General features: G+C 70.7%; 23 protein-coding genes. 13 read left to right on the forward strand and 10 right to left on the reverse strand.

Features of this window, described 5'->3' with window-relative positions:
* Positions 1-51 precede the first annotated feature (51 nt).
* Together AB0J64_RS25995 and AB0J64_RS26000 are read left to right on the forward strand one after the other, a co-directional pair.
* Entirely contained in the window at positions 52-1,029 is a 978-nt protein-coding gene (locus AB0J64_RS25995) for a phosphotriesterase-related protein (RefSeq protein ID WP_364031704.1), read from the forward strand.
* A 41-nt stretch (positions 1,030-1,070) separates the two neighbouring features.
* A complete protein-coding gene (locus AB0J64_RS26000; RefSeq protein WP_344990692.1) occupies positions 1,071-1,436 on the forward strand; it encodes an STAS domain-containing protein in 366 nt (121 codons plus the stop codon).
* Between the two features lie 382 nt (positions 1,437-1,818).
* Here the strand turns inward: AB0J64_RS26000 and ilvD are convergent, their stop codons facing one another.
* A complete protein-coding gene (gene ilvD / locus AB0J64_RS26005; RefSeq protein ID WP_364031708.1) occupies positions 1,819-3,468 on the reverse strand; it encodes a dihydroxy-acid dehydratase in 1,650 nt (549 codons plus the stop codon).
* Between the two features lie 49 nt (positions 3,469-3,517).
* Complete coding sequence (locus AB0J64_RS26010) at positions 3,518-4,738, reverse strand: saccharopine dehydrogenase C-terminal domain-containing protein (RefSeq protein WP_364031711.1); 1,221 nt, start codon at positions 4,736-4,738, stop codon at positions 3,518-3,520.
* A 99-nt stretch (positions 4,739-4,837) separates the two neighbouring features.
* On the opposite strand from AB0J64_RS26010, the gene AB0J64_RS26015 reads away from it, so the two are divergent.
* From AB0J64_RS26015 to AB0J64_RS26025, 3 genes are all read left to right on the forward strand, one after another.
* On the forward strand, positions 4,838-5,590 hold the full coding sequence (locus AB0J64_RS26015) for a TetR/AcrR family transcriptional regulator (RefSeq protein WP_364031714.1): 753 nt from the start codon (positions 4,838-4,840) through the stop codon (positions 5,588-5,590).
* A gap of 15 nt (positions 5,591-5,605) precedes the next feature.
* A complete protein-coding gene (locus tag AB0J64_RS26020) occupies positions 5,606-6,076 on the forward strand; it encodes an Rrf2 family transcriptional regulator (RefSeq protein ID WP_364031821.1) in 471 nt (156 codons plus the stop codon).
* A 91-nt stretch (positions 6,077-6,167) separates the two neighbouring features.
* The gene (locus tag AB0J64_RS26025) at positions 6,168-7,346 is read left to right on the forward strand and encodes an MFS transporter (RefSeq protein ID WP_364031717.1); all 1,179 of its coding nucleotides are present in this window, start codon (positions 6,168-6,170) and stop codon (positions 7,344-7,346) included.
* Positions 7,347-7,480: 134 nt separating this feature from the next.
* On the opposite strand, the gene AB0J64_RS26030 is transcribed toward AB0J64_RS26025, so the two are convergent.
* The 5 genes from AB0J64_RS26030 to AB0J64_RS26050 form a co-directional block, all read right to left on the reverse strand.
* Positions 7,481-8,614: a hypothetical protein gene (locus tag AB0J64_RS26030; protein WP_364031720.1), complete on the reverse strand. Its 1,134-nt coding sequence runs from the start codon at positions 8,612-8,614 to the stop codon at positions 7,481-7,483.
* A gap of 138 nt (positions 8,615-8,752) precedes the next feature.
* On the reverse strand, positions 8,753-11,263 hold the full coding sequence (locus AB0J64_RS26035; protein WP_364031723.1) for a Tex family protein: 2,511 nt from the start codon (positions 11,261-11,263) through the stop codon (positions 8,753-8,755).
* Positions 11,264-11,290: 27 nt separating this feature from the next.
* Positions 11,291-12,454, reverse strand: a complete 1,164-nt coding sequence (locus tag AB0J64_RS26040) for an amidohydrolase (RefSeq protein WP_364031726.1) — start codon at positions 12,452-12,454, stop codon at positions 11,291-11,293.
* Between the two features lie 106 nt (positions 12,455-12,560).
* Entirely contained in the window at positions 12,561-12,782 is a 222-nt protein-coding gene (locus AB0J64_RS26045; protein ID WP_344990663.1) for a hypothetical protein, read from the reverse strand.
* Positions 12,783-12,797: 15 nt separating this feature from the next.
* Positions 12,798-13,232: an RpiB/LacA/LacB family sugar-phosphate isomerase gene (locus AB0J64_RS26050; RefSeq protein WP_364031730.1), complete on the reverse strand. Its 435-nt coding sequence runs from the start codon at positions 13,230-13,232 to the stop codon at positions 12,798-12,800.
* A gap of 128 nt (positions 13,233-13,360) precedes the next feature.
* Here AB0J64_RS26050 and AB0J64_RS26055 point away from each other — a divergent pair, with 128 nt between their 5' ends.
* The 7 genes from AB0J64_RS26055 to AB0J64_RS26085 are packed head-to-tail and all read left to right on the forward strand — an operon-like array spanning position 13,361 to position 21,119.
* Positions 13,361-14,419, forward strand: a complete 1,059-nt coding sequence (locus AB0J64_RS26055; RefSeq protein ID WP_364031733.1) for a DUF917 domain-containing protein — start codon at positions 13,361-13,363, stop codon at positions 14,417-14,419.
* Entirely contained in the window at positions 14,412-15,974 is a 1,563-nt protein-coding gene (locus AB0J64_RS26060; protein WP_364031736.1) for a hydantoinase/oxoprolinase family protein, read from the forward strand. Before AB0J64_RS26055 ends, AB0J64_RS26060 begins: the two co-directional genes overlap by 8 nt.
* 21 nt (positions 15,975-15,995) lie before the next feature.
* A complete protein-coding gene (locus tag AB0J64_RS26065; RefSeq protein WP_364031738.1) occupies positions 15,996-17,615 on the forward strand; it encodes an ABC transporter substrate-binding protein in 1,620 nt (539 codons plus the stop codon).
* 3 nt (positions 17,616-17,618) lie between these two features.
* Complete coding sequence (locus AB0J64_RS26070) at positions 17,619-18,635, forward strand: ABC transporter permease (protein ID WP_364031741.1); 1,017 nt, start codon at positions 17,619-17,621, stop codon at positions 18,633-18,635.
* A complete protein-coding gene (locus AB0J64_RS26075; protein ID WP_364031743.1) occupies positions 18,632-19,474 on the forward strand; it encodes an ABC transporter permease in 843 nt (280 codons plus the stop codon). The genes AB0J64_RS26070 and AB0J64_RS26075 overlap by 4 nt, the downstream gene beginning before the upstream one ends.
* Positions 19,471-20,247 (forward strand): ABC transporter ATP-binding protein, encoded by a 777-nt coding sequence (locus AB0J64_RS26080; RefSeq protein WP_364031746.1) that lies wholly within the window; start codon positions 19,471-19,473, stop codon positions 20,245-20,247. Before AB0J64_RS26075 ends, AB0J64_RS26080 begins: the two co-directional genes overlap by 4 nt.
* A gap of 2 nt (positions 20,248-20,249) precedes the next feature.
* Entirely contained in the window at positions 20,250-21,119 is an 870-nt protein-coding gene (locus AB0J64_RS26085; protein ID WP_364031824.1) for an ABC transporter ATP-binding protein, read from the forward strand.
* On the opposite strand, the gene AB0J64_RS26090 is transcribed toward AB0J64_RS26085, so the two are convergent.
* Positions 21,112-21,570: a MarR family winged helix-turn-helix transcriptional regulator gene (locus AB0J64_RS26090; RefSeq protein WP_364031749.1), complete on the reverse strand. Its 459-nt coding sequence runs from the start codon at positions 21,568-21,570 to the stop codon at positions 21,112-21,114. The two genes, AB0J64_RS26085 and AB0J64_RS26090, sit on opposite strands and share 8 nt — an antisense overlap.
* Positions 21,571-21,644: 74 nt before the next feature.
* Here AB0J64_RS26090 and AB0J64_RS26095 point away from each other — a divergent pair, with 74 nt between their 5' ends.
* The gene (locus AB0J64_RS26095; RefSeq protein ID WP_364031752.1) at positions 21,645-23,051 is read left to right on the forward strand and encodes an MFS transporter; all 1,407 of its coding nucleotides are present in this window, start codon (positions 21,645-21,647) and stop codon (positions 23,049-23,051) included.
* On the opposite strand, the gene AB0J64_RS26100 is transcribed toward AB0J64_RS26095, so the two are convergent.
* Both AB0J64_RS26100 and AB0J64_RS26105 read right to left on the reverse strand, forming a co-directional pair.
* Positions 23,029-23,385, reverse strand: a complete 357-nt coding sequence (locus AB0J64_RS26100; protein ID WP_357608320.1) for a DUF742 domain-containing protein — start codon at positions 23,383-23,385, stop codon at positions 23,029-23,031. The genes AB0J64_RS26095 and AB0J64_RS26100 overlap by 23 nt on opposite strands.
* Positions 23,378-25,240, reverse strand: a complete 1,863-nt coding sequence (locus AB0J64_RS26105) for a nitrate- and nitrite sensing domain-containing protein (RefSeq protein WP_364031756.1) — start codon at positions 25,238-25,240, stop codon at positions 23,378-23,380. Before AB0J64_RS26105 ends, AB0J64_RS26100 begins: the two co-directional genes overlap by 8 nt.
* Between the last annotated feature and the right edge of the window lie 177 nt (positions 25,241-25,417).

Below are 25,417 nucleotides of genomic sequence, written 5' to 3' on the forward strand. Positions count from 1 at the left end.
GTGGACGAGCCTACGTTGAGCGCCTACAGCCCAGTCGGTACGGAGGCGCTCATGCCCACTGTCGACACCGTCCGCGGACCCGTGGACGTCGACCGGCTCGGGCAGACGCTCATGCACGAGCACGTGTTCGTCCTCTCCACCGAGCACCTGGACAACTACGGCAAAGGTGCCTGGTGGGACGAGGAGTACCGCGTGGCGGACGCGGTCGCCAAGCTTGACGCGGTGGTCGCGAAGGGCGTGCGGACGATCGTCGACCCGACGGTGTGGGGCCTCGGCCGGTACATCCCGCGCATCCAGCGCGTCGCCGAGCAGGTGCCCGGCCTGAACATCATCGTCGCCACCGGCATCTACGCCTTCGAGGAGCTGCCGCACCAGTACGCGCACCGAGGCCCCGGCCTGTTCCTCGACATGCCGGACCCGATGATCGACGACTTCGTCCGCGACCTGACCGAGGGCATCGCCGACACCGGCGTGAAGGCCGCGTTCCTGAAGTGCGTGGTGGAGCAGAAGGGCCTGACGCCCGGCGTCGAGCGCATCTGCCGGGCCGTCGCGCAGGCGCACGTGCGCACCGGCGCGCCGATCACCGTCCACACGAACGCCTTCACGCAGAGCGGCCTGATCGCGCTCGACCTGTTCGCCAAGGAAGGCGTGGACCTGGCGAAGGTGGTGGTCGGGCACGCGGGCGACAGCAACGACCTCGACTACCTCATGCGCCTGGCCGACACCGGCGCGACGCTGGGGATGGACCGGTTCGGCCTGGACGCGTACAACTCGACCGCTCAGCGGGTGGCCACGGTCGCGGCGCTCTGCCAGCGCGGATACGCCGACCGCATGGTCCTCAGCCACGACACCGCCTGCTTCATGGACTACTTCGGCGGCGCCTGGGACGAGGCCCGCTCAACGCTCGCACCGAACTGGCGCTACGATCACATTCACGACGATGTCTTGGCCGCACTGCTGGACTCGGGTGTGACCGACGACCAGATTGAGCAGATGCTGGTGTTCAACCCGAAGCGCTACTTCTCGTAAAGTAGTTGGATCGGTCGAGCAACGCAGGTAGGTGGAGCTGGGTGACTTCGGAGCAGGCCTTGTCGATAAGCCTGGGACTCCAGGGACCCTGCGTCATCGCGCGGCTGACGGGGGACTTCGACTTCGGCTCCGCGGCGGAGGTCCGCGACCGTGTCACCAAGGCCCTCGACCTCACCCAGCCCCCGATGCTCGTCATCGACATGCAGGCCGTCAGCGTCTGCGACTCCTCCGGCCTGTCCGTGCTGGTCTACCTGCACAAGGCCGTCACCGCCTCGGGCGGGCGGCTGCTGCTGTCGGGGCTGAACGGCAGGTGCAAGCACCTGTTCGCGATCACGGCGCTCGACAAGTTCTTCGACATCCGCAGCACGGCCGAGCTGGCCATCGCCGAGCTCAACGAGACCGAGTAGCCCTGCGGCATGGGTCCTGCTATGACTCCATCCGGAGCATCGGCCCCCGCAAAACCAAGTTGGCCGCCTGCACCGTGCAGTCGGCCAAGCTGAGCGACGCATGGAACGACTGGGTGGACCAGGTTGACGGCTTCAAGCCCTACGCCAGGTCGTACGTGTCGTCCCGCTACCGCTGAGTGACCGCCAGGGGTCGGGCCGACCCCCGGCTGGGCCCCTGGCTCACGCGGTGACGAGGAGTGCCACCCCGATCAGCACCACGACCGGGACGAGCCACATCACGGCCTCGACAGCGAACTCCTTGTACATCGCGTAAGTCTCCTTATGAGGGTCCGGCGAACGTCACTGCGCAGTGTAGCGGCCTCGGTGACCTGGTTGATCCCCGTCAGGCGGTGACCGCGCCGTCCGAGGCGGAGCCGACCGTCGCCATGTACTTGGTCAGCACCCCCCGCTCGACCTCCCTCTCGGGGCGCTTCCACGAGGCCCGGCGCAGCTCCAGTTCCTCCTCCGGCACCACCAGCTCGATCGTCGCCGCCGCGCTGTCGATGACGATCGTGTCGCCGTCGCGCACCAGCGCGATCGGCCCGCCGTGGTAGGCCTCGGGCGCCACGTGCCCGATCACCCGCCCGTGTGAGACCCCGCTGAAGCGCCCGTCGGTCACCAGGGCCACCGAGCTCCCGAGGCCGCGGCCGACGAGCGGGCCCGTGATCGAGAGCATCTCCTGCATGCCGGGACCGCCCGCGGGGCCCTCGTAACGCAGGACGATGACGTCGCCGGGCACGATGCGCCCGTCCTGGATGGCGACGTAGCAGTCGTGCTCCGAGTCGAACACCTTGGCCGGGCCCTCGTGGCGGAAGTCGTCCTTGCCGCCCAGCTTGAGCACGCAGCCGTCGGGCGCGAGCGAGCCCCGCAGGATGGCCAGCGCGCCGCGCGGCTTGAACGGCTCGGCCACGCTCGCCACCACCTGCTGCCCCGGCGTCTCCTCGGCGTCCGCCGCGACCTCGGCGAGGGTACGGCCGTCCACCAGCGTGACGTTCTCGCGCAGCAGCCCGGCCTCCAGCAGGCGGCGCACCACCAGCGAGGTGCCCCCGGCCCGCCACAGGTCCAGGGCCGTGTGCTCGCCGCCGCTCGGCTTGAGCCCGGTGATGATCGGGACCTGGCGGCAGACCTCGCCGATCTCGTCGATGCGCAGGGACAGCCCTGCCTCGCGGGCGATGGCCAGCAGGTGCAGGACGGCGTTGGTGGAGCCGCCCATGGCCGCCACCGAGACGATCGCGTTGTGCAGGGCGTCCTCGGTGAGCACGCGCGAGGGGCGGGCGTCGCGGGCCAGCGCCTCCATGGCGATCTCGCCGACCCGCCGGGCCGCGGCGTTCTTCTCCTCGGCCACGGCGGGGATGTCGCCCACACCGAACGGCGCCAGGCCGAGGAAGTCGGCGACGCCGCCCATGGTGTTGGCGGTGTACTGGGCGGCGCAGGTGCCGGCGCCCGGACAGGCGTGCCTGGCCAGGTCGTCCAGCTCCGCCTGGTCCATGCGGCCGACGGCGCGCTCGCCGAGCGCCTCCCACATGTCCTGGATGGTGACGTCGCGCCCGCGCCACCTGCCCGGCATCATCGTGCCGCTGTAGAGGACGACGGAGGGCACGTCGAGGCGGGCGAGCGCCATGATCCCGGCGGGCACCGTCTTGTCGCAGCCCACGATGACCACCAGCGCGTCGAAGCCGTGCGCGCGGCCCATGAGCTCGATCGAGTCGGCGATGACCTCGCGGCTGACCAGCGACGTGCGCATGCCGGGGGTGTGCATGGTGAGGTTGTCGGAGACGGCGATCGTGTTGAACTCCATCGGCGTGCCGCCCGCCGCGCGCACCCCCTCGGCGACGTGGGCGGCCAGCTCGCGGTGGGTGAGGTTGCAGGGCATGGTGCCGGTCCAGGTGGAGGCGATGCCGACCACGGGGCGGCGCATGTCCTCCTCCGACCAGCCCATGGCGTACAGGTGGGAGCGGGCCGGGGCGCGGTCGGGATCGTCGGCGATGCTCAAGGCGCAGTCCTTCGTCGTGCGGGTCGTTGCCCCACAATGATCCCAGCGCCTACTGTTCGCGCAGCTGCCAGGGGGAGTCGTACTCGACCAGGAGGTTCAGGAACGGGCGCGGCTCGAACGCCTCGGGCCCCAGCACGCCCGTGCCCTTCCACAATCCGTTCGCCAGCAGTTCCAGGGCGACGACCGGGTTCACGGCGGTCTGCCAGACCACGGCCTGGGAGCCGTACTCGCGCATCGACCACTGGTTGTCCACCACGTGGTAGAGGTACACCTCACGGGGCCGTCCGTCCTTGACGCCCTTCACCCAGGTGCCGGCGCAGGTCTTGCCGTGCATGCGGTCGCCGAGGCCGGCCGGGTCGGGCAGCACGGCCGCGACCACGTCGCGCGGGGCGACCCGGGCGGTGCCGTCGTCGGTCCTGACGGCGACCGGCTCGGTGCTGTCCACGCCGAGCGCGCGCAGGGTCTTGAGCTTGCCGATGAAGTCCTCGCCGAGGCCGTACTTGAACGTCACCCGCTGGGCGGGGATCCACCTCGGGACGAGCACCACCTCCTCGTGCTCGACGTTCACGCACTCCACGGGGCCGATCCCGTCCGGGAAGTCGAAGACCTCGGGCTCGCTGAACGGCTCCGTGGTGTACCAGCCGCGCTCCTTCTCGTAGATGAGCGGCGGGTTGAGGCACTCCTCGATGGTGGTCCAGATGTTGAACGACGGGGCGAACTCGTAGCCGTCGACGGTCAGGTTGGCGCCGTCCCTGATGCCGATCTCCTCGATCTCGTCGAAGAGCTCGTCGGCGGCGTACCGGGCGAAGACGTCGGCCAGGCCGGGCTCGACGCCCATGCCGACCAGCGCCAGCCTGCCCCTGGCCGCCCACTCGCCGTCGCGGGCGAACTGGTCGTCGCCCAGCTTGACCCCCACCTCCTCGTACGGGCGGTCCGGGTGCGGCCTGGACATCGACATCGCCATGTCGAGGTAATCGGCGTCGGCAGCGAGCGCCGCGTCGAACAGCGGCAGCACGTAACGGGGGTCGGTGGCGTTCATGAGCACGTCGCACCGGTGCTCTTTCAGCAGCGCGACGACCGCGGCCCGGTCGGCGGCGTCGATCCTGGCCGGGGTGAACCTGTCCGCCCGCTCGCCCAGCGCGGCGACGGCCGCCTTGGCGCGGGGCAGGTCGTAGTCGGCGACGACCATGTGGTCGAAGAACGGGCGGCGCGCGGCGATGCGGGTGATGGCGGTTCCCACCCCGCCGGCTCCGATGAGAAGGATACGCATGATAAATAAGGCCCCTTTTGATGGTTTTCGGGGGGTTTCGTGCATCCAATCCCGATAGGGTGTTCAACGTCAATGGTGTTGGCATAAGGAGCGGTCACCGTGGCGAAGCGGGTGGTGCCGGATACGGCGCGCAGGCGGCGACGTCCCACCAAGCAGGGGCAGGTCCTCAGCCACCAGCTCATCGTGGAGACCGCCCTGCGCATGCTCCGCGAACACGGGGCCACCGGGCTGACCGCCCGCCGACTCGGGCTCGCCCTCGGCGCCGACGCCAGCACGGTCTACCGATACTTCCGCGGCATGGACGACCTGGTCCTGGCGATCGCCGACGAGCTGTACGGCACCGCGATGGCCGACTGGCGGCCCGTGGGCGACTGGCGCGCCGACCTGCGCGAGCTGGGCCTCCGTATCCACCACGCGTACCTGACGCACCCGCAGGCCGCGGTGCTCACCGCCAGCCGGGTCACCGGCCGGCCGAACGAGGTGGCCGGTGACGAGACCATCCTCGGCATCCTGCGCGAGGCCGGATTCGCGGACGCGGACGCGGTGCGGATCTATCACGCGTTCATCGACCAGGCGCTGGCCTTCTCCATCCTGGACGCCGCGACGCTGGCCCTGCCGAAGGCGGCGCGCGAGGGCGACGAGGAGGTGTGGCGTGCCACGTACGCCCGGCTGCCCGCGCGTACCCATCCGAACATCGCCGCGACGGCGCCGCTGCTGGTGGACCAGATGAACGACAGCGCCTACTCCACGGCCCTCGACATGCTCCTGTCCAGCGCGTCCGAGCAGCTCAACCGGAACGTCCGCCCGGCCGGCGCCATCCGGGGGAGGAGCGGTAAATCGGGACATGTATGATCCCGGTTTGTGAACATGGGAGAAGGCGTCGAGTGGGGCCTGCACTGCTGCGTGACGCTGGCCTGGCTCGCCGACGAGGGGCCGGTGTCCATCCGCAAGCTCGCGGCCTGGTTCGACCTGCCGCAGGAGTACCTCAAGAAGCGGCTGCAGGCGCTGACGAGAGCCGGCATCCTGACCTCCACGCCAGGCGTCCGGGGCGGCTTCTCCCTGGCCAGGGCTCCTGAGCGGATCACGTTGATGGACGTGGTCGTCGCCATGGAGGGCGCCGCGGACGCGTTCCAGTGCACCGAGATCCGGCAGCGCGGCGCGGGCGCGGTCGGCACGGATGCCGAGTTCGGGCGGCCCTGTGGCATCGCCGCCGCCATGCGCCGCGCCGAGCTGGCCTGGCGCCGCGAGCTCGCCGCCCAGACCATCGCCGACCTGATGGCCCACGCCCCTGCGGCGGCCGAACGTACCCGCCGTAATTACGCCCGCATGCGCGGCTGATCCCGGCGGGGCGTTTCCCAAAGCTCCTCTGTTCGCACCGGCAGCTCACCCAACGCGGTCTTCACTTCTCCCCATGATGAGAGGAACCGGGATGTCTGAGGTCCTGATTTCCGGCAAACAAGCCACCCCTCGCCGCTTCCGCGCGACCTTCGTCCTGGCCCTCGGCACGTTCGCCGTCGGCACCGACGCCTACGTGGTGGCCGGCTTCCTGCCTGCCATGGCCGGATCCCTGCACGTCTCCGAGGGCGCGGCAGGCCAGTCCGCGACCGTCTTCGCGATCGCCTACGCCGTCCTCGCCCCTGTTCTCGCCACCGTCGCCGCCCGCGTTCCCCGCCGCGCTCTCCTGGTGGCCGCACTGCTCGTGCTCGCCGTGGCCAACCTGGGCTCGGCGCTGTCGCCGGGCTATGCGTGGCTGATGGCGTCCAGGGTCCTGGCCGCGTTCGGGGCCGCCGCGTTCACCCCCAACGCGGGCGCCGTCGCCGCCTCCCTGGTCGCCCCCGCGCAGCGGGCCCGCGCGCTGGCCGTGGTGGTCGGGGGCCTGACCGCGGCGACCGCGCTGGGGGTTCCCCTGGGCAATCTGGCCGACAGGCTCCTCGACTGGCGGGCCGCGCTCACCCTGGTCGCGGTCCTGTGCCTGGTGTGCGCGGCAGGCGTGTACGCCGTCATGCCCGCACTGCCCGGCAGCCCGCACGTTCCCCTACGTGACCGGCTCGCCGCCCTGCGCCGCCCTGGAGTGGTGGCGGTGCTCCCGCTGACCGTGCTCGGCCTGGCGGCCAGCTATGGGCTGTACGCGTACGCCGTCCCGCTCCTGCACGCGCTGGGCGTGGGAGGGACATCGGAAATGTGGATGCTGTTCCTGTACGGGGTCGGCGCTGTGGCCGGAAACCTGGTGGCAGGCGCGGCGGCCGACCGGCGCGGGCCGATCCGCGTCCTGGCGGTCGGATACGCGGTGCTGGCGGTGACGCTGGCCGGGTTCGCGTGGGCGGTGGAGGCCCGCTGGCTGCCGCTGGCCGGTCCGCTCATGGTGATCTGGGGCGCGAGCACGTGGTCCCAGACCCCGGCTCAGCAGCTGCGGCTGATCTCGGCCGCGCCCCAGGAGACGGCGGTGGTCGTCGGACTCAACGCCTCGGCGCTCTACCTGGGCATCGCCCTCGGTACGGCGCTCGGCGGGCTGCTCCTCCCCGTCGGCGTCCCCATCGCACTGGCGGCCGCCGCGGGGCTCGCCGTCCTGTCCCTCGTCTACCTGGCGCTCACTCGCCGCACCGGCTGATGACGAGACCCCGCCGTTCCGGGGCCTCGCGGTCGCCAGAGCGTCAGGTGAGGGGCCCGCCTGGCGCAGCGGCCTCGGGCACGGGGGACGATCGACCGGTCAGCGGCCTGGGGCACGGGGTGACGATCGACCGGTCAGCGGTCGCGCTGTGCCTGGGCGATGCGTTTACCCAGGCCGGCCAGGGAGTCGTCGGCCATGAGGGCGGGCAGCCGGGGCGCGTCCGCCTCGACCCGAGAGAGCACCTCGGCATGGCCTCCGGCGAACCGGCTCCAGGCCCGCACCACCTCCGGCATCGCCGCGATCCCCGCCTCCGACAGGATGGCCTCCCTGGGCAGCCACGATGTCAGGAACTGGGTGACCCGCGCCGGGCTCCACCACAAAGGACGATCGCCAACGAACTCGGCCAGCTTCTCGAACGCCTCCTGCGCGCCGGGCAGCTCCGGCAGCTCCTGGAACCGGCTCACCGTGTCGTCGGGCGCCGGCCGTACGAGATCGGGCACCGCGTGAGCCCGCGAGAGCGCGATCGGCCGGACGGCGGGCAGCGTCTCGGCGACCAGCGCGCCCATGATCCGATCGCCCAGCTCGAACGCGTCCAGCACCCGTCCCGCGACCACACCCGGCTCCTCGGCCCGCAGGTCCAGATCGTCGAGGAACTTCACCTCCTCGACCACCGCGTCAACGGCCAGCCCTCCGCTCACCTGGTCGATCGCGACGACGAGGAGGTGCGGCTCCTTGCCGTTCTCGTAGCGGAAGGACAGGGCCGCGAGGGTCTGCTCGCCGAACCGGTCGGCCTTGCCGTACCAGGCGCCGTCACACGTCACCCGCCCCATCCGCCGCACCCATCCGGGCAGCGTCTCCATCACGCCGGTCGCGGCCCGCGCGAACACCCCACCGTCCGCGCCTCCGCCCATGGCCGGGCCTCCGCCTTCGCCTGCGGTCGGCCCCGCATCGCCACCTGCGCCTTCGCCCACAGTCGGGCCTGTGCCTTCGCGCGGGGCCTGGCCTTCGCCTTCACCTGCGGACAGGCCCGCGTCCTCGCCGGTGGGCGGGTTCACCTCGGCGGAGGCGTTGACCGCGGACAGGGCCGCGAGGGTGAGACGTGCCTCCGTGCTGCCGTCCTCGACCAGCCGCCGCAGGAAGGGCTCCACTTCGTCCGGCTCGAGGCCGGCGGTGAGCCGCGCAGCCCACAACTCGGTCCGCAGCGGCGACCGCCACCTGAGGAGGTCGCGGGCCTGGGCGATTGCCGTACTGAACGCTGTGCTGCTCACACTTCGACCGTATCGCTCCCGGCCCGCTGGGCGCGCAAAGCGGCGCACCGCCGGGCGAGACGGGCGTCGGCGGCTCTGCCGGCACCCGCGTGCGGCAGACCGGCGGCCGGCCGGTCGGCGTGGACGGGTGCCGGCAGGCTAGCGATCGTTGCCGGTGAGGCCCGCCTTGCGGAGGGCTTCGGCCATCGCGCCGGTGGGTGCCGGACGGTCCTGGCGGCGACCGCCGCGCTGGCCGTCTCCGCGCCCGCGCTGGCCACCGTCGCCACCTCGGCCACCGTCGCCACCTCGGCCACCATCGCCACCGCGGCCCCCAGTGCCGCCTCGGCCGCCGTCCCCGCCTCGGCCTGCTTCGCTGCCCCGGCCGCCGTCGCCACCGCGGCGGCCGTCGCCCCGGCCCTGGGCGCGGTCGCGCTGGCCGTTGCCTCGCCCGTCACCCCGTGCGTCACCCCGTGCGCCGTCGCCGCGGCCCGAACCCCTGCGCGAGCCGTCGCCCGAGGTCTGGGCCGGCGTCTCGTCCTCCAGCCGGAGGGTCAGGGAGATGCGCTTGCGTGGAATGTCGACGTCGAGGACCTTGACGCGGACGATGTCGCCGGGCTTGACCACATCGCGGGGGTCCTTCACGAAATTTCGGGACATGGCGGAAACGTGGACCAGGCCGTCCTGGTGCACGCCGATGTCCACGAACGCGCCGAAGGCGGCGACATTGGTGACCACACCCTCGAGGATCATCCCTGAGGTCAGGTCGGAGATCTTCTCGACCCCCTCCTTGAAGGTGGCGGTCTTGAAGGCTGGCCGCGGGTCGCGGCCGGGCTTCTCCAGTTCGCGCAGGATGTCGGTGACCGTCGGCAGGCCGAACGTGTCGTCCGTGAACTCGGCGGGCTTCATGGCCCGCAGCGCCGCCGTGTTGCCGATCAGGGTCTTGAGGTCGGTCTTGGCCGAGGTGAGGATGCGGCGGACGACCGGGTAGGCCTCGGGGTGAACGCTCGACACGTCGAGCGGGTCGTCGCCGCCGCGGATGCGCAGGAAGCCCGCGCACTGCTCGAACGCCTTGGGCCCGAGCCGGGGCACGCCCTTGAGCGCGGCACGCGTCCTGAAGGGGCCGTTGGCGTCACGGTGGCGGACGATGCTCTCGGCCAGCGTGGAGCCGATGCCGGACACCCGCGTGAGCAGGGGCGCCGACGCGGTGTTGACGTCGACGCCGACGGCGTTGACGCAGTCTTCGACCACCGCGTCGAGCGAGCGGGAGAGCTTGGACTCGGCCAGGTCGTGCTGGTACTGGCCGACCCCGATCGACTTGGGGTCGATCTTGACCAGCTCGGCCAGCGGGTCCTGGAGCCTGCGGGCGATCGACACCGCCCCGCGCAGGGACACGTCGAGCTCGGGCAGCTCCTGCGACGCGTACGCCGAGGCCGAGTAGACCGAGGCCCCGGCCTCCGAAACGACGATCTTGGTGATCGACGGCATGTGCTGGACCAGCTCGCCGGCCAGCTTGTCGGTCTCGCGCGAGGCGGTGCCGTTGCCGATGGCGATCAGCTCGACCCCGTGGCGCTGCGCGAGCGCGCCGAGGACGGCCAGCGACTGGTCCCACTGCCGCTTGGGCTCATGGGGGTAGATGGTCGCCGTCTCGACGACCTTGCCCGTGGCGTCGACCACGGCGACCTTCACGCCCGTACGCAGGCCGGGGTCGAGGCCCATGGTGGCCCGGCTCCCGGCGGGGGCGGCGAGCAGCAGGTCGCGCAGGTTGGCCGCGAAGACCCGCACCGCCTCGTCCTCGGCCGCCTGCCACAGCCGCATCCGCAGGTCGATGCCGAGATGCACGAGAATGCGGGTGCGCCAGGCCCAGCGCACGGTCTCGCCCAGCCACTTGTCGGCAGGGCGGCCCTGGTCGGAGACGCCGAAGCGGGAGGCGATGCGCAGCTCGTAGTCGGGGCTGTCGTCGGGCTCCAGCGTGACGGAGAGCACCTCCTCCTTCTCGCCCCTGAACATGGCGAGGATCCGGTGGGAGGGCAGCTTCGTGAACGGCTCGCCGAACTCGAAGTAGTCGGAGAACTTGGCCCCCGCCTCCTCCTTGCCCTCGCGGACCTTCGACACCAGCCGACCGCGGCTCCACAGCTGCTCGCGCAGGCCGCCGATCAGGTCGGCGTCCTCGGCGAACCGCTCGATCAGGATCGCCCTGGCCCCCTCGAGGGCAGCGCCCGCGTCGGCCACGCCCTCGGTGACGAAGCCCTCGGCCGTCGCGGCGGGGTCGAGCGTGGGGTCGCCGAGCAGCTGGTCGGCCAGCGGCTCCAGGCCCAGCTCGCGGGCGATCTGCGCCTTGGTGCGCCGCTTGGGCTTGTAAGGCAGGTAGATGTCCTCGAGCCTGGCCTTGGTCTCCGCCGCCATGATCTGCTCGCGCAGCTCGTCGTCGAGCTTGCCCTGAGACTCGATCGACTCGAGGATCGCCGTCCTGCGCTCCTCCAGCTCGCGAAGGTAGCGCAGCCGCTCTTCGAGCGTGCGCAGCTGCGCGTCGTCGAGGGCGCCGGTGGCCTCTTTGCGGTATCGCGCGATGAACGGCACGGTCGCGCCGCCGTCGAGCAGATCGACGGCCGCCTGCACCTGGCCGTCGCGTACGCCCAGCTCTGCCGCGATCCGCTGGTGAATAGAGAGCACTTGCCTGCCTTTCGATGGTCCCGCCGGTCAATTGTGCAGGACTACGCCGTCTTTCATGACCAGAGTGCGCCCAGGGTGAACGACCACCGCCTCCGCTGCGCCCCCGCACGGCACGACGACGAGGTCGGCTTGGTCACCCGGCGCCAGCCCGTACGACTCCAGCCCGAGCGCGCGGGCCCCGCCGTAGGTGGCGGCCTCCAACGCCAGCTCGATGTCCTCGTCCCTCCGGAACGTGCTGCGGTAGGCGACGTGCATCGCCCGCTCCAGCATGTCGCCGCTGCCGTATGGGCCCCACAGGTCGCGGATGCCGTCGTGACCGCAGGCGACCGTGACCCCGGCGGCCCGCAGCTTCTTGATCGGCGGCACGGGGAAGCTGTAGACGGCCGCGGTCGCGATGGCGACGCCCGCCTCGGCGAAGCCATGGGCCAGCCGATCCTGGTAGGCGTCGTCGAGCTGGCCGAGCGCGTACGCGTGGCTGACCGTCACCCGGCCGCCCAGCCCCAGCGCCCTGGTGCGCTCGGTGATGAGCTCGAGCTCCCACCCGCCCAGCGAGCCGCCGTCGTGCAGGTGGAGGTCGAGATGGGCGCCGTAGCGCTCCGCCAGTCCGAAGATCAGGTCGAGGTGGCGTACGGGGTCGCGGTCGATGCCCGCAGGGTCGAGGCCGCCGACCGCCTCGACGCCGCTCTTCAGCGCCTCTTCGAGCAGCTCGGCTGTGCCAGGGTTGATCAGCACGCCGTGCTGCGGGAACGCCACCTGGCGCACGTCGACGGGGGAGCCCGCGGCGGCCTCGAGCACGGCCTCCACGCCGCGCAGCCCCACGACGGGGTCGATGTCGGTGTGGGTGCGGACATGGCACGTGCCCGCCGCGCTCATGCGCTCCAGCAGCGCGCCGATCCGCTCGACGCTCGGCACGCCCAGCTCCGCACGGCGGCCGAGGTCGTTTCCGATGCGCCCGGCCAGCGTGTCGTCGGCCGAGTGGGGCACCCACGGGCCGCCGAAGAGGGTCTTGTCGAGGTGGCAGTGCGCCTCGACGAGGCCGGGCAGCACGAGCTGCCCCGCGATGTCGACGACCCGGGCGCCGGGCGCGTCGATGCCCTGGCCGACGAGGTGGATCCGGCCGTCGCGGACGAGGATGTCGGCAGGGCCCTCGAGCCCCCAGGGGAGCCCGCCGCGGAGCAGGACGTCGGTCATGCCAAGCACCCTAAACGGCGGCGCCGACGATTTCCGCTCCTCGGCCGCGACCGGTCACGGTCACGAGGGTCGTTCGGTCACGCTCACAAGAGCAGGTCGGTCCGGCTCACGAGGGGCGGGCCGCGAAAAGCTCCAGGTGGTGGCAGTAACGGCAGCGGTAGGCGTCGATCTCCCACTTCGGCCGGCCCATCAGCTTGGCGCCGCCGAAGATCCCGCGCTCCAGCGCGCCCTCGACCCACCTGGCGAAGCCGCGGGAGTTCTCGCCCGAGTCCATGATGAACCCGGGCTCCAGCCCCTCTTCACCGCAGTGCGTACAGCGCAAGTCCATACCCACACAGGCTAGTCATATCGCCTCGAGATGGGAGACGTTCGCCACGTCGGCGGCGTCGGTGCTGGCACGCCCGTCCAGCCAGGCGTCGAGGATCTCGTCGAGCACCACGTCGGACGTGAGCCGGAGGCTGAGCGCCAGCACGTTGGCGTCGTTCCACTTCCTGGCCCCGTCGGCGGTGTAGGCGTCCACGCACAGCGCCGCTCGGACGCCCGGCACCTTGTTCGCCGCGATCGACGCCCCCGTGCCGGTCCAGCAGCAGACCACCGCCTGCTCGGCCCGCCCCTCGCTCACGTCGCGGGCGGCCAGCTCGGAGGCCCACGCCCAGTCGGCGCGCTCCTCGTCGCTGAGCGCGCCGTGGGTCACCACCTCGTGCCCCCGCCTGCGCAGCTCCGACACGACCCGCTCCGCCACGCCGTCCTTGCTGTCGGCGGCCACCGAAATACGCATGCGCCCTCCCTTACCCGATCTCAGGTCTACCAAGGGCCGCGAACGGAGGTAAAGGCACGAGCACATCCCTGGACTGGCTAAATGAGATGAAATGTGCTTGGTTGTGTCGCCATATGAGCAGCGTTGATGTGAGCGACATTCCGGCTCTCGCCCGAGGGTGCGCCGTTCTGGGCACCGGAGGCGGCGGCGACGTGCGTACGGGATCGCTGGCGGCGATCAGAGCCATCCGCGAGCACGGCGAGGTGCCGCTGGTCGAGCTGGACGACCTGCCCGAGGACGCGTTGATCGTGCCGCTGTCCGGCATCGGGGCCCCGACCGTCAGCCACGAGATGATCCACAGTGCGGACGAGCCCGGACGCATCGCCGAGGAGGTCGAACGCCTCTTCGGCCGGCCCCCGAGCGCGATCATGTCCTCCGAGATCGGCGGCTCGAACGGCGTGGCGCCCGTCGCCTGGGCCGCCCAGCTCGGTCTGCCGCTGCTCGACGCCGACGGCATGGGCCGGGCGTTCCCCGAGGTCCAGATGGTCTCCATGTACGTGGCGGGACTCCCGGCCGACCTGGTGATCATGTCGGACATCGTGGGCAACGTGGTGACCATCCGCCCCGTCGACGGCCTCTGGTCGGAGCGGCTCGCCCGCGCCGTGTGCGTGGCCGCGGGCTCGACCGCGCTGATGGCCGACTACGTGCTCACCACCGCACGGGCCAGGGGCGCGGTCATCGAGGGTACGGTCACCCGCGCCATCGAGATCGGCAGGGCCACGGAGGGCACGCCGGACCCCCTCGGAGCGCTCCAGGAGAGCCTGGGCGCCGTACGGCTGATCACCGGCAAGCTCACGGACGTGGAACGCCGCACCACCGGCGGGTTCGTCAGGGGGACGGCCACGATCGAGGGCACCGGGGACGACCGGGGCCGCCGCCTCACCCTGGAGCTGCAGAACGAGAACCTGGTCGCCCTCGAGGACGGCCGGGTGCGGGCCATGGTGCCCGACCTCATCACCGTCGTGGACACCGAGACCGCCGGCGCGATCCAGACCGAGGCCCTCAGGTACGGCCAGCGCGTCACGGTGCTCGCCTGGCCGTGCGACCCGCTTTGGCGCACCCCCAAGGGCCTGGACACGGCCGGGCCGCGGGCCTTCGGCTACGACCTGGACTACGTTCCCGTCGAGGAGCTGACGGCGCATGGCTGACCTTCGGATCGGGATCGACGTCGGCGGCACGAACACCGACGCGGTGGTGCTCGGCGCCGACGGCCAGGTGATCGCCAAGGCCAAGCGCCCGACCACCCCGGACGTGACCGAAGGGCTGCGGGCCGCCCTCGACGCGGTACTCGGCGAGCTCGAGGGCGGATGGGAGCGGATCGGCCGGGTCATGCTCGGCACCACGCACGCCACCAACGCGATCCTGGAGCGCAGGAACCTCGGCCGCGTCGCCGTGCTGCGGCTCGGCGCGCCCGCCACCACCTCCGTCCCCCCGCTCTCCGGCTGGCCCGACGACCTGCGCGAGGCCGTCTCTGCGGGGGAGGCGATCGTGCCCGGCGGCCACTACGTCGACGGCCGCGAGATCGCCCCGCCGGGGCTCGACGCGGTCCGCCGCTTCCTGGACGGCGTGGAGGCCGACGCCGTGGCCGTCACCAGCGTGTTCAGCCCGGCAGGTGGCGAGCACGAGCGGCTCGTCGAGGAGCTGGTCAAGGCCGAGTACGGCCTGCCGGTCTCGGTGAGCCACGAGATCGGCTCGCTCGGCCTGCTCGAGCGCGAGAACGCCACCGTGCTCAACGCCGCCCTGTACGGCGTCGCCGCCCACGTGACCGAGGCCCTGGTCACCGCGCTGGCCGAGCGCGGCCTGGGCGCGCGGCCGTACCTGGCGCAGAACGACGGCACGCTCATGACGCTCGAGCACGCCGCGCGGCTGCCGGTCTCGACGATCGGCTCCGGCCCGGCGAACTCCCTGCGCGGAGCCGCGTACCTGTCCGGCGTGTCGGACGCGATCGTGGTGGATGTGGGCGGTACGTCCACCGACCTCGGCGTGCTCGCCGGCGGCTTCCCCAGGGAGTCGGCGGCGGCGGTGGAGATCGGCGGGGTGCTGACCAACTTCCGCATGCCCGACATCCTGGCCATCGCGCTCGGCGGTGGGACCGTGGTGCGGGACGGCGGCATCGGCCCCGACTCGGTCGGTTACCGGATCGTCAGAGAGGCACTCGTGTTCGGCGGCGCCACGGTGACGATGACCGACGCGGCCGTGGCGGCGGGCCGGAGCCCGCGTGGCGTGACCGGGTGGCGTGAACGCCTCGAAGCCGCCGCCAAAGCCGACATGTCGGAAAGAATGGAAGACATCCTGGAAAGAGCGGTGGCCATCGCGGACGAGAGGGTCATCGACGCCGTGGACAGAATGGCGCTCGGCAGAATCGACAGACCGCTGGTCGCGGTGGGTGGCGGGGCGTTCCTGCTGCCCGACGTCATCCCGGGCGCGAGCCGGGTCATCCGCCCGGAGCACGCCGAAGTGGCCAACGCTGTGGGCGCGGCCATCGCGCTGGCGAGCGGCAGAGTGGATACGATCTTGCCAGCGGGAGATAGCCGGTCAGAAGCGATCGAAAGGGCCAAGGAGGAAGCGGCGGCGCGAGCCGTGGCGGCGGGGGCGGATCCCTCCGGCGTAGAGATCGTGGACCTCCTCGAGGTGCCGCTGAGCTACCTCTCCCAGCCCGCCGTGCGGGTACACGTCAAAGCAGCCGGACCCCTCGCCCGGTAAGATCGAAAGGATCCCCCCACCATGCGCTGGCACAAGCGTCTGCTCGTCGCCGGGGTCACCGGTGCCGTGGCCTTGACCGCATCCGCGTGCGCGGGCGGCCAGGTGCGCGGCGCCGGAGGGACTCCCAAGCCGGCGGCGAGCGACAGCGGTCAGCCGGCGGCCTCCCCGGCCGCGCAGGCCAACGACAGCACGTTCGTCTACGTGCCGAACCTGGACGTGGTCACCGACTGGGACCCGGCGACCTCGTACTCCAACGAGATCATGGCCATGCAGAACATCTACGAGGGCCTGACCAGGTACAACTCCCAGTCCCGCAAGGCCGAGCCGCGCCTGGCCACCGAGTGGAGCTCGGCGGACGGCGGCAAGGAGTGGACGTTCAAGCTGCGCCAGGGCGTCAAGTTCCACTCCGGCGCCACGCTCGACGCCGAGGCCGCCAAGAAGGCCATCGAGCGGACGATCGAGAAGAAGGGCGGCGCGTCCTACATCTGGGGCGCGGTCAAGAAGATCGACGCGGTGGACCCGTCCACGCTGAAGTTCACGCTCAAGTACGCCACACCGCTCGACCTGGTCGCCTCCTCCGCCTACGCCGCCTACATCTACGACGTGAACGCCGTGGACAAGGACGGCAAGTCGGACGCCGGCACCGGCCCGTACACGATCGGCTCCTGGCAGAAGGGCAAGGAGACCGAGCTCACGCTGAAGGCGTACGACGGCTACTGGGGCGGCTGGAAGCCGGAGCAGTACAGGAAGGTCGCCTTCCGCGTCACGCCCGAGATCACCACGGCCTGGCAGCTCCTGCAGAAGGGCGAGGTGAACTTCGTCCAGCGCCTGAACCCGCAGCTGTTCGAGCAGGCCGGCATGACCCAGAACGTGAAGACGTCCTCGTCGCCGTCGTTCCAGAACCTGCTGGTGCTGTTCAACACGGCCACGGGGCCGACGAAGGACGTCAAGATCCGGCAGGCGCTCCAGTACGCGATCGACTACGACGGCCTGACGGCGGCGCTGAAGGGCTCGGGCCAGAAGGCCGGCGGCCTGGTGCCGCAGGGGCTGCTCGGCCACCCCAACAACATGGAGCCCAAGCAGGACCTGGCCAAGGCGCAGGCGCTGCTCGCCGAGGCCGGGTACGGCCCCGACAACCCCGAGCTCAAGCTCACGATGACCTACGCCCAGGGCGACGACGACCAGAAGCTGCTGGTCACGCTGCTCAGCTCGGCGCTCAAGGGCATGAACGTGACGCTGCAGGCCAAGCCCATGTCCTGGGCCGCGCAGTGGGACCTGGGCAAGAAGCAGGGGCAGGACATCTTCGTCATGTACTGGTATCCGGACTATCCGGACGCCTACTCCTGGTTCCTCAACGTGTTCAAGAGCGCGGACAAGCCGCAGTTCAACCTCTCGTACCTGAAGGACCCGGCCGTCGACAAGGAGATCGACTCGCTGCCGCAGCTCACGGCGACCGACCAGCTCCAGGCCGACATGGTGTACCAGAACCTGCAGAAGAAGATCATCCAGGAGCAGGCGGCGGTGGCGGTGCCGTACGTGCAGACGTACCAGCGTGCACTGACGGCCGACGTCGCTGGATATGTGGACAATCCCGCTTATCCCAACGTCGTCTTCTTCTACGACCTCAAGCGCGCAAGCTGACCCATGCTGCGTTATCTGACCCGCCGGCTCGGCCAGGCCCTCCTGGTCGTGGCCGGCGTGGTCGTGCTCACGTTCGCCGTCATGCGGCTGGTGCCGGGGGATCCGGCGGTCGCGTTCGCCGGGCCGAAGGCCACGCCCGAGGAGCTCGCCGCGGCACGCAGGCAGTTCGGGCTCGACGACTCGATCCCCGTGCAGCTCCTGAACTACGTACGCGACCTGCTCTCGGGCGACTGGGGCATCAGCCTGCACACCAGGCAACCGGTGCGTGATGATCTCTACCTGGCGTTTCCCGCTTCTCTTGAGCTGGTCGGTACGGCTCTGCTCATCGCGGTCATCATGGGCATCCCGGTCGGAGTGCTCGCCGCCCGCTACAAGACGAAATTTCCGGATATAGGGGTGCGGTTCGGCAGCATGCTGGCCGTCTCCGTCCCGGTCTTCTGGCTGGCCCTGGCCCTGCAGACGGTCTTCGCCAGCAACCTCGGCTGGTTCCCGATCGCGGGCGAGTACGACGCCAAGCTCGACACCACCAGCCCCCTCACCCTCTGGACGAACATCACCGTCGTCGACGCCCTCATCACCGGCAACTGGCCCATCTTCACCAGCACGCTCCAGCACCTGGTGCTGCCCGCGCTGGTCGTGGCCGCGTACCCGACGGGCGTGATCGCCCAGATGACGAGGGCGGCGCTCATCGAGGAGTCCGGACAGGACCACACCAGGCTGGAACGCGCCCTCGGCTTCGGCGAGACGTCCATCCTGACCAGATTCGCCCTGAGACCCGCGCTGAACCCGGTCCTGTCGCTGATCGCCCTGGTCTTCGCCTACTCGATCGTCAACGGCTTCCTCGTCGAGGCCGTGTTCAACTGGCCCGGTCTGGGCCGCTACGCCGCCGACTCGATCCGCTCGCTGGACACCCCGGCCATCGCGGGCGTCACGCTGCTCGTGGCCCTGGTGTACGTGCTGGCCAACCTGGTCGTGGACATCGTCCAGGGCTTCGTCGACCCGCGAACGAGGGCCCGATGACCGAAGCTCCTTTGCGCCGCACGCTGCCCAGGATCCCCGACCGGTTCGCCGCGCTCGGCGCGGTGCTCATCGTGCTGGTCCTGCTGGCCGCGATCTTCGCGCCGTGGCTCGCCCCGTACGCGGACGAGCCCAAGCCGCTGGAAATGCTGCAGCCGCCGAGCGGCGCGCACTGGTTCGGGACCGACCAGGTCGGCAGGGACGTGCTCACGAGGATCCTGTACGGCGGCCGCACCTCGCTGTTCATCGCCGTCGCAGTGCTGGCCGTGTCGTCGGCGGTCGGGGTCACGCTCGGCGTGGTCGCCGGGTACGCGGGCGGCTGGATCAGGGACGTCATCATGCGGGTCACGGACGTCTTCCTGGCCTTCCCCGCGCTGCTGCTCTCCCTGGCCCTGGCCGTGGTGCTCCAGCCCAGCGTGAACACGGTGATCCTGGCCATCGCGGTGACGTGGTGGCCCTGGTACACCCGGCTGGCCGCCTCCGTGGCCGCCTCGATCGCCACCCGCAGCTACGTGGACGCCGCCCGCTGCCTTGGCGTGCCGGCGCCGCTGATCGTGCTCAGGCACGTGCTGCCGAACTCACTCACCCCCGTCCTGGTCCAGCTCTCCCTGGACGCGGGCGGCGTGATCCTGACCTCGGCGGCGCTGTCGTACCTGGGACTGGGCGCGCAGGAGCCGACGGCGGAGTGGGGGCTGATGGTGCAGCAGGGGCAGACGCTCTTCACCACGAACTGGTGGGTGGTCACGTTCCCCGGGCTCGCGATCCTGGTGACGGCGTTCGCGTTCAACGTGCTGGGGGAGGGACTGCGCAACGCGCTGGACCCCCGAAGGGCGGTCAGATGATCGAGGTGCGCGACCTCCAGGTGCGGTACGGCGGGCGGCTCGTGGCCGACGTGCCGGAGCTGGACGTGGGTCAGGGAGAGTGCGTCGCGATCGTGGGGGAGAGCGGCTCCGGCAAGTCGACCACGCTGATGTCGCTGCTCGGCCTCACCCCTGATGCCGAAATTTCAGGACATGTACGGGTGTGCGGCGTAGACGTCCTGACAGCCCCGCCGCGCCGGCTCCGCGAGATCCGGGGTGCCAGGGTGGCGCTCGTCATGCAGTCACCCCAGGCCGCCCTCAGCCCGGCCACCCGCCTCGGCGTCCTGATGCGCCGCGCACTCAAGCTCCACGGCGTCGGCAAGCCCTCTTCCCCCCAGAAGGACAGCATCCCTCCACCACGGTTGGAAGAGATCATGGGGCAGGCCGTGGAGGCGGTCATGCTCGACCGCGAGATCCTGCGCCGCTACCCCCACGAGATCTCCGGCGGCCAGGCGCAGCGCTTCGCCATCGCGCTGGCCATCGCCCTCGGCGCCGAGGTGATCCTGGCCGACGAGCCCACGAGCGCTCTCGACGTGACCGTGCAGGCCGAGGTGGTCGGCGTGCTGCGCAGGCTGCGGGCGGAGCGCGGCCTGGCGCTGCTGCTCGTCTCGCACGACCTGGCCCTGGTCTCGACGGTCGCCGACCGGGTGCTGGTCATGAAGGACGGCGCCGTGGTGGAGTCGGGGCCCGCCGCGAAGGTGCTGGCCGAGCCGTCCCATCCGTACACGCGCGAGCTGCTGGAGGCGCTGCCGTGACCATGCTCAGGGCCGAGCGGGTGACGCTCGGGTACGGCCGCCACCCGGTCGTGCACGACGTGACCCTGGACATCACCGAGGGCGGTGTCGGTCTGATCGGGGAGAGCGGCTCGGGCAAGACGACGCTGGCGCGCGCGTTCCTGGGCCTCCTCACCCCCATGTCCGGAAATATTTGGTACGGCGACCAAACCCTGAAAAAAGCGGACATGCGGAAGTTCCGCAAGGACGTCCAGCCCGTCTTCCAGGCCGAGGCCCTCGACCCCAGGATGCGCATCGGCACCTCCGTCGCGGAGGCACTTCCGAGAAGCGCCCGCTCCAGGGTGAAGGAGCTGCTCGAACAGGTCGGCCTGGACCCCGACGTGGCCGCCCGCAGACCGCACCAGCTCTCCGGCGGCCAGCGCCAGCGCGTGGTCATCGCCAGAGCCCTGGCCGTCGGCCCCCGCCTGCTCATCCTGGACGAGCCCACCAGCGCGCTCGACGTCACCGTCCAGGCCAGGATCCTCGACCTGCTGGCCTCCCTGGAGACCGAGCGCCTCCTCATCACCCACAACCTCGCCGTCGTGGACCGGCTCTGCCGCACCTCGCACGTGCTCTTCGCGGGCCGCGTGGTGGAGTCGGGCCCCACCGGCGATCTCCTGGCGAAGCCGGCCCATCCCTACACGCGTGCCCTGCGCGACGCCGTGCCGAAGCTGGGCGGCGCCCCGCCCGAGGCCAAGGGCAGGACGGAGGCCGTACCCGCCCTGACCGGATGCGCCTTCAGGCTGCGCTGCCCGCTGGCCGTGCCGGAATGCGAGCAGCCGCCCGCGCTCAGGGACATCGGAGGAGGCCGTCAGGTCGCCTGCCACCGCGCGGAGGACGTACTTCCTAGATAACGCCTTTCAGATGTGAGCGGAGGTCGTCCGCCAGTTTCCCCATCAACCTGGACAGCTCCGCTCGATCCGCCGTCGGCCAGTCGGCGAGCGCGCCCTCGAACCAGCCGGTCGTCACGTTGCGGCACTTGTTCGCGGCCTCGGTCCCCTCCTCGGTGAGAGCGATGCGCCACGCCCTGCCGTCGTCGGGGTCGCGTACCCGCTCGACCAGCTTGCGCTGCTCGAGCGAGGCGACGTGCCTGGTCACGTGAGGGCTCTCCACCTGCAGACCTTGGGCGATCGCCCCGATCCTGCACGGCTCGGGCGCGTCCAGCAGGTGGGCGAGGATCTGCACGTCCGGCCGGTCGAGCCGGACGCCGGCGGCCTCGGTCAGCCGCTCGTGCGTCTTGGCGCGGTTGAGTGAGTTCACGAGTGTGCGGAACGCCACAACCGTCCTGTTGAGATCTTCGTCCATCCTGATTTACTTACCTAACTTACGTATGTAGTATCGTCGCTTGTTACTTACCTAAGTTACCTAAAGGAGCCGACATGGCGACAGTGGTCGTGCCCGCGGAACGCGAGACGCCCACCAGGAACCCGTGGCCCGCGGTGGTCGCGCTGTCCTTCGCAGCCTCCATCGCCGCGCTGCAGAACACCGCGGTGGTCCCGTTGCTTCCCGTGCTGCAGCGGGAGCTGCATGTCTCGCTCTCCGCCGTGAGCTGGACGCTCACACTGAGCCTCCTGGTCGGAGCGGTCGCCACGCCGTTGCTGTCGCGCTTCGGCGACATGTACGGCAGGCGCCCCATGATCCTCGGCGCCCTGACCCTGCTGGTGGTCGGCTCGGTCATGGCGGCACTGGCGACCTCGCTGACCTGGTTGATCGTGGCGAGGGTGTTGCAGGGCTCGGTGGCCGCGCTGGTGCCGCTCTCCATCGGGGTGGCGCGCGACGTGCTGCCCAGGGAGCAGCTCGCGACCGGCATCGGGGTGATCAGCGCGACGATGGGGTTCGGGAGCGGCGGCGGGATGATCCTGGCCGGGCTCGCGTCCGGCGACTTCCACCTGGTGTTCTGGATCACGGGCGGCATCTCGCTGGTGGCCGCCGTGATCGTGGCCTTCCTCGTACGCGACGGCGCCCCGGCGGGCAAGGGCCGGCCCGACCTGGTCGGTGCCGCGCTGCTGACCGCCTGGCTGGTCGCTCTCCTGCTGGCCATCAGCGAGGGCGGCTCGTGGGGCTGGACCTCGCCGGGCGTGCTCGGGCTGTTCGCCGCCGCGGTGGCGCTGGCGGCCGTCTGGGTGCTGGTCGAGCGGAGGGTGGCCGAGCCGCTGGTGGAGATGGCGATGCTGGCGCAGAGGGGGACGATCGGCGCGACGGTGGCCTCGATGCTGCTCGGGTTCTCGTTCTTCACCCTCATGACCGGCATCTCGAGCTTCGCCCAGATTCCCGAGAAGACCGGCTACGGCTTCGGCGCGTCCACCCTGGAGGTCGGTTTCTTCCTGCTGCCGAGCACGCTCTTCATGCTGGTGATCTCGCTGTTCGCCGGGCGCTTCATGCGTCGTTTCCAGGCCTCGTCCATGGTGGCGGCGGGCTCGGCGGTCACCGCGCTGGCCGCGATCTGGCTGGTGGTCGAGCACAGCAGCCCGGCCCACCTGTACGTCGCGACCTCGCTGATGGGCATCGGGCTGGGCGTCGGCTACGCGGCGCTGGGCACCATGGCCGTCGAGCACGTGGACCCCGCCAAGACCGCCCTGGCGGCGGGCGTCAACGCGCTTGTGCGCATCGTGGGCGGCAGCACGGCGGGCGCGGCCATCGCCGCCATCCTGGCGGCCCAACCGGGGGTGGGCGGCTACCAGCGGGTCTTCGGGGCAGCCGCCCTGGCAGGCGTCGTGGCCGCGATCTTCGCGGCCGTGTACGGGCGCCTCAACCGCAGGGCGGTCACAGCGCCTTCAACCCGCTGATCACCTCGAGCAGCACCTTCGCGTCGGGGGCAGGTGGCGGGTGCTCGACCTGCACGAGCTGCTGCGCGTGCAGGTCGCCGACCAGCACCCTGACCACGCCGATGGGCAGGTTCAGCTCGGCCGCGACGTCCACGAGCCTGGTCGGCTTGGTGCATTTCTGGAGGATGATCAGATGTTCGGGGCCGAGGCCCATCGGCAGTGACAGGCCGCCGGCGGTGATGATCACTGCGATGAGGTCGATGGCCTCGCTCGCGGGCACCGTACGGCCCCGGGTCAGCAGGTAGGCCGGGACGATAGGACCGGCGTCCTCGTCCAGCCAGCGCTCGTCATTCACTTCGCACCACCCGCATGGGTCGAGCGGGCTCGTTCACGTGGACCTCCGGTTCCGGCTCGGCCACGTGTTCTTCCGGGATCAACACGATCGCGGTGGTCCCTCCATATGGTGAACCGCGCAACGTCACGCGGATGTCGTGCCTGGCGGCCAGGCGGGAGACGACGAAAAGGCCGAGCCGGTCGCTGTCGGCCAGGTCGAACTCCGGTGGGCTGGCCAGCCGCTCGTTGAACTCGGCCAGCTCCGCTGCGCTCATCCCGAATCCGCGGTCCTCGACCTCGAAGGCGAAGCCGCGGGCCGCCACCTCGCCGCGCACGATGACCGTGGTGTGCGCGGGCGAATAGACGGTGGCGTTCTCGATGAGCTCGGCGATCAGGTGGATCACGTCGCCCACCACGGGCCCGGCCAGGCGCTGGCCGGACATCGGCTCGACGGTGACCCGCTGGTAGTCCTCCACCTCGGCCGACGCGCCGCGGGCCACGTCGAGCATCGGCACCGGCCGGCTCCAGCCGCGACCGGGGGTGGCGCCCGAGAGGATGATCAGGCCCTCGGCGTGGCGGCGCATGCGGGTGGTCAGGTGGTCGAGCTTGAACAGGTCGTCCAGCGCGTCGGGGTCGGTGGCCCGGTGCTGCATGTCCTGCAGCTGGATGCGCTGGCGGTGCAGCAGCGTCTGGCTGCGCCTGGCCAGGTTGCGGAACACGTGCCCGACGCCCTCGCTGAGCTGCGCCTGGCCGACCGCGGCCTCGACGGCGGTCTGCTGGACGGTGGAGAACGCCTGGCCCACGTCGTCGATCTCGACCGTGGTGCTCGCCACGGAGAGCTCCGGCACCTCGACCGTCTCTCCCTTGCGGAGCTTGGCCACCACGCGGGGGAGCCGTTCCTGGGCCACCTCCAGCGCGGCCATGCGCAGCGCGCCCAGCTCCTTGGAGAGCCGGTTGCCCATGCGCAGCGAGAACGCGATCGACACGATCACCAGCCCCAGCGCCGTGCCTGCCAGCAGGAGCGCCCTGGACAGCACCTGGTCGGCGATCGGGTCCGCCCGCCCGTTCAGCACCGTGCTGGCCTGCATCTGCGCGTCCTGGAACGACTTCGCCAAGCCCTCCGTGGTGGCGAGCCAGCCCTGCGGCGCCCGCCCGGCGATGATCTGGTCCTCCATCAACCGCATCCGCTGGTAGGCGGGGGAGGTGATCAGCGCCACCTGGGTGTCGCGCAGGACGGGGTCGAGCTCGCCGAGCGACTGGTCGACAAGGAAGCGCCGGTTGCCGGCGAGCTGCGTGAACAGCCTGCGCTCCCCGGCCGTCGTCGGCCCGAACGCGACGGCCTGCTCCCTGGTGAGCAGCTCCTTGGCGTACCCCATGTCGATGACCACGCGAGACTGCTCGTAGATCGGGATGTCGTCGATCAGCGCGACCCGCTTGTGCAGGCCGAACAGGGTGTCGATGATCGCGCTGTACGCCTCCACGGTGTGCAGACGGTCAGACAGGCTCGTGTCGATCTCTCCTCGGATCGCCTCGAGCCTGTCGAGCTGCGTGTTCACCGCGTCCACTTGTGTGCGGATCTCTTCCGATCGGTCCTTGGATGTGCTGGAGAGCTGCTTGAAGGCGTCCCTGGCGGCGTCGGTCCGGGAGCGCTGCGCTGTCACGGTCGACTTGTTCTCGGCGTGACGCAGGAGCTTGGCCGAGACAAGACGTTCACGCTGGATCTCGCTGATCAGTTTGTACGCGGGAAGGCGGAGGTTCGTCCAGAGTGTCTTATATTCGCGCAGCTCCAAGCTCTCAGTGGCGGTGACGGCGGTGATGACCCCCCACAAGACCACCATGGAGGTCAGCGGCACCAGTAGTAGTCCGATGATCTTCATGCGGATCGTTCGGCTACGACCCATGGCACCTCACTCCGGTCGGTCCCCTGCTGGCAACCCCGGACGGGACAAGCCCCGAGGATAGCAATTCGATCACCAGAATGCCCAATTTTTCGGGACTTTTGGACACCTGGGCACCGATCCTATCGATCTTGGAGTAGGTTTCCCGAGTACATC

It is taken from the genome of Nonomuraea sp. NPDC049695 (assembly GCF_040674955.1).
GTDB classification, from domain to species: Bacteria; Actinomycetota; Actinomycetes; order Streptosporangiales; family Streptosporangiaceae; genus Nonomuraea; species Nonomuraea helvata.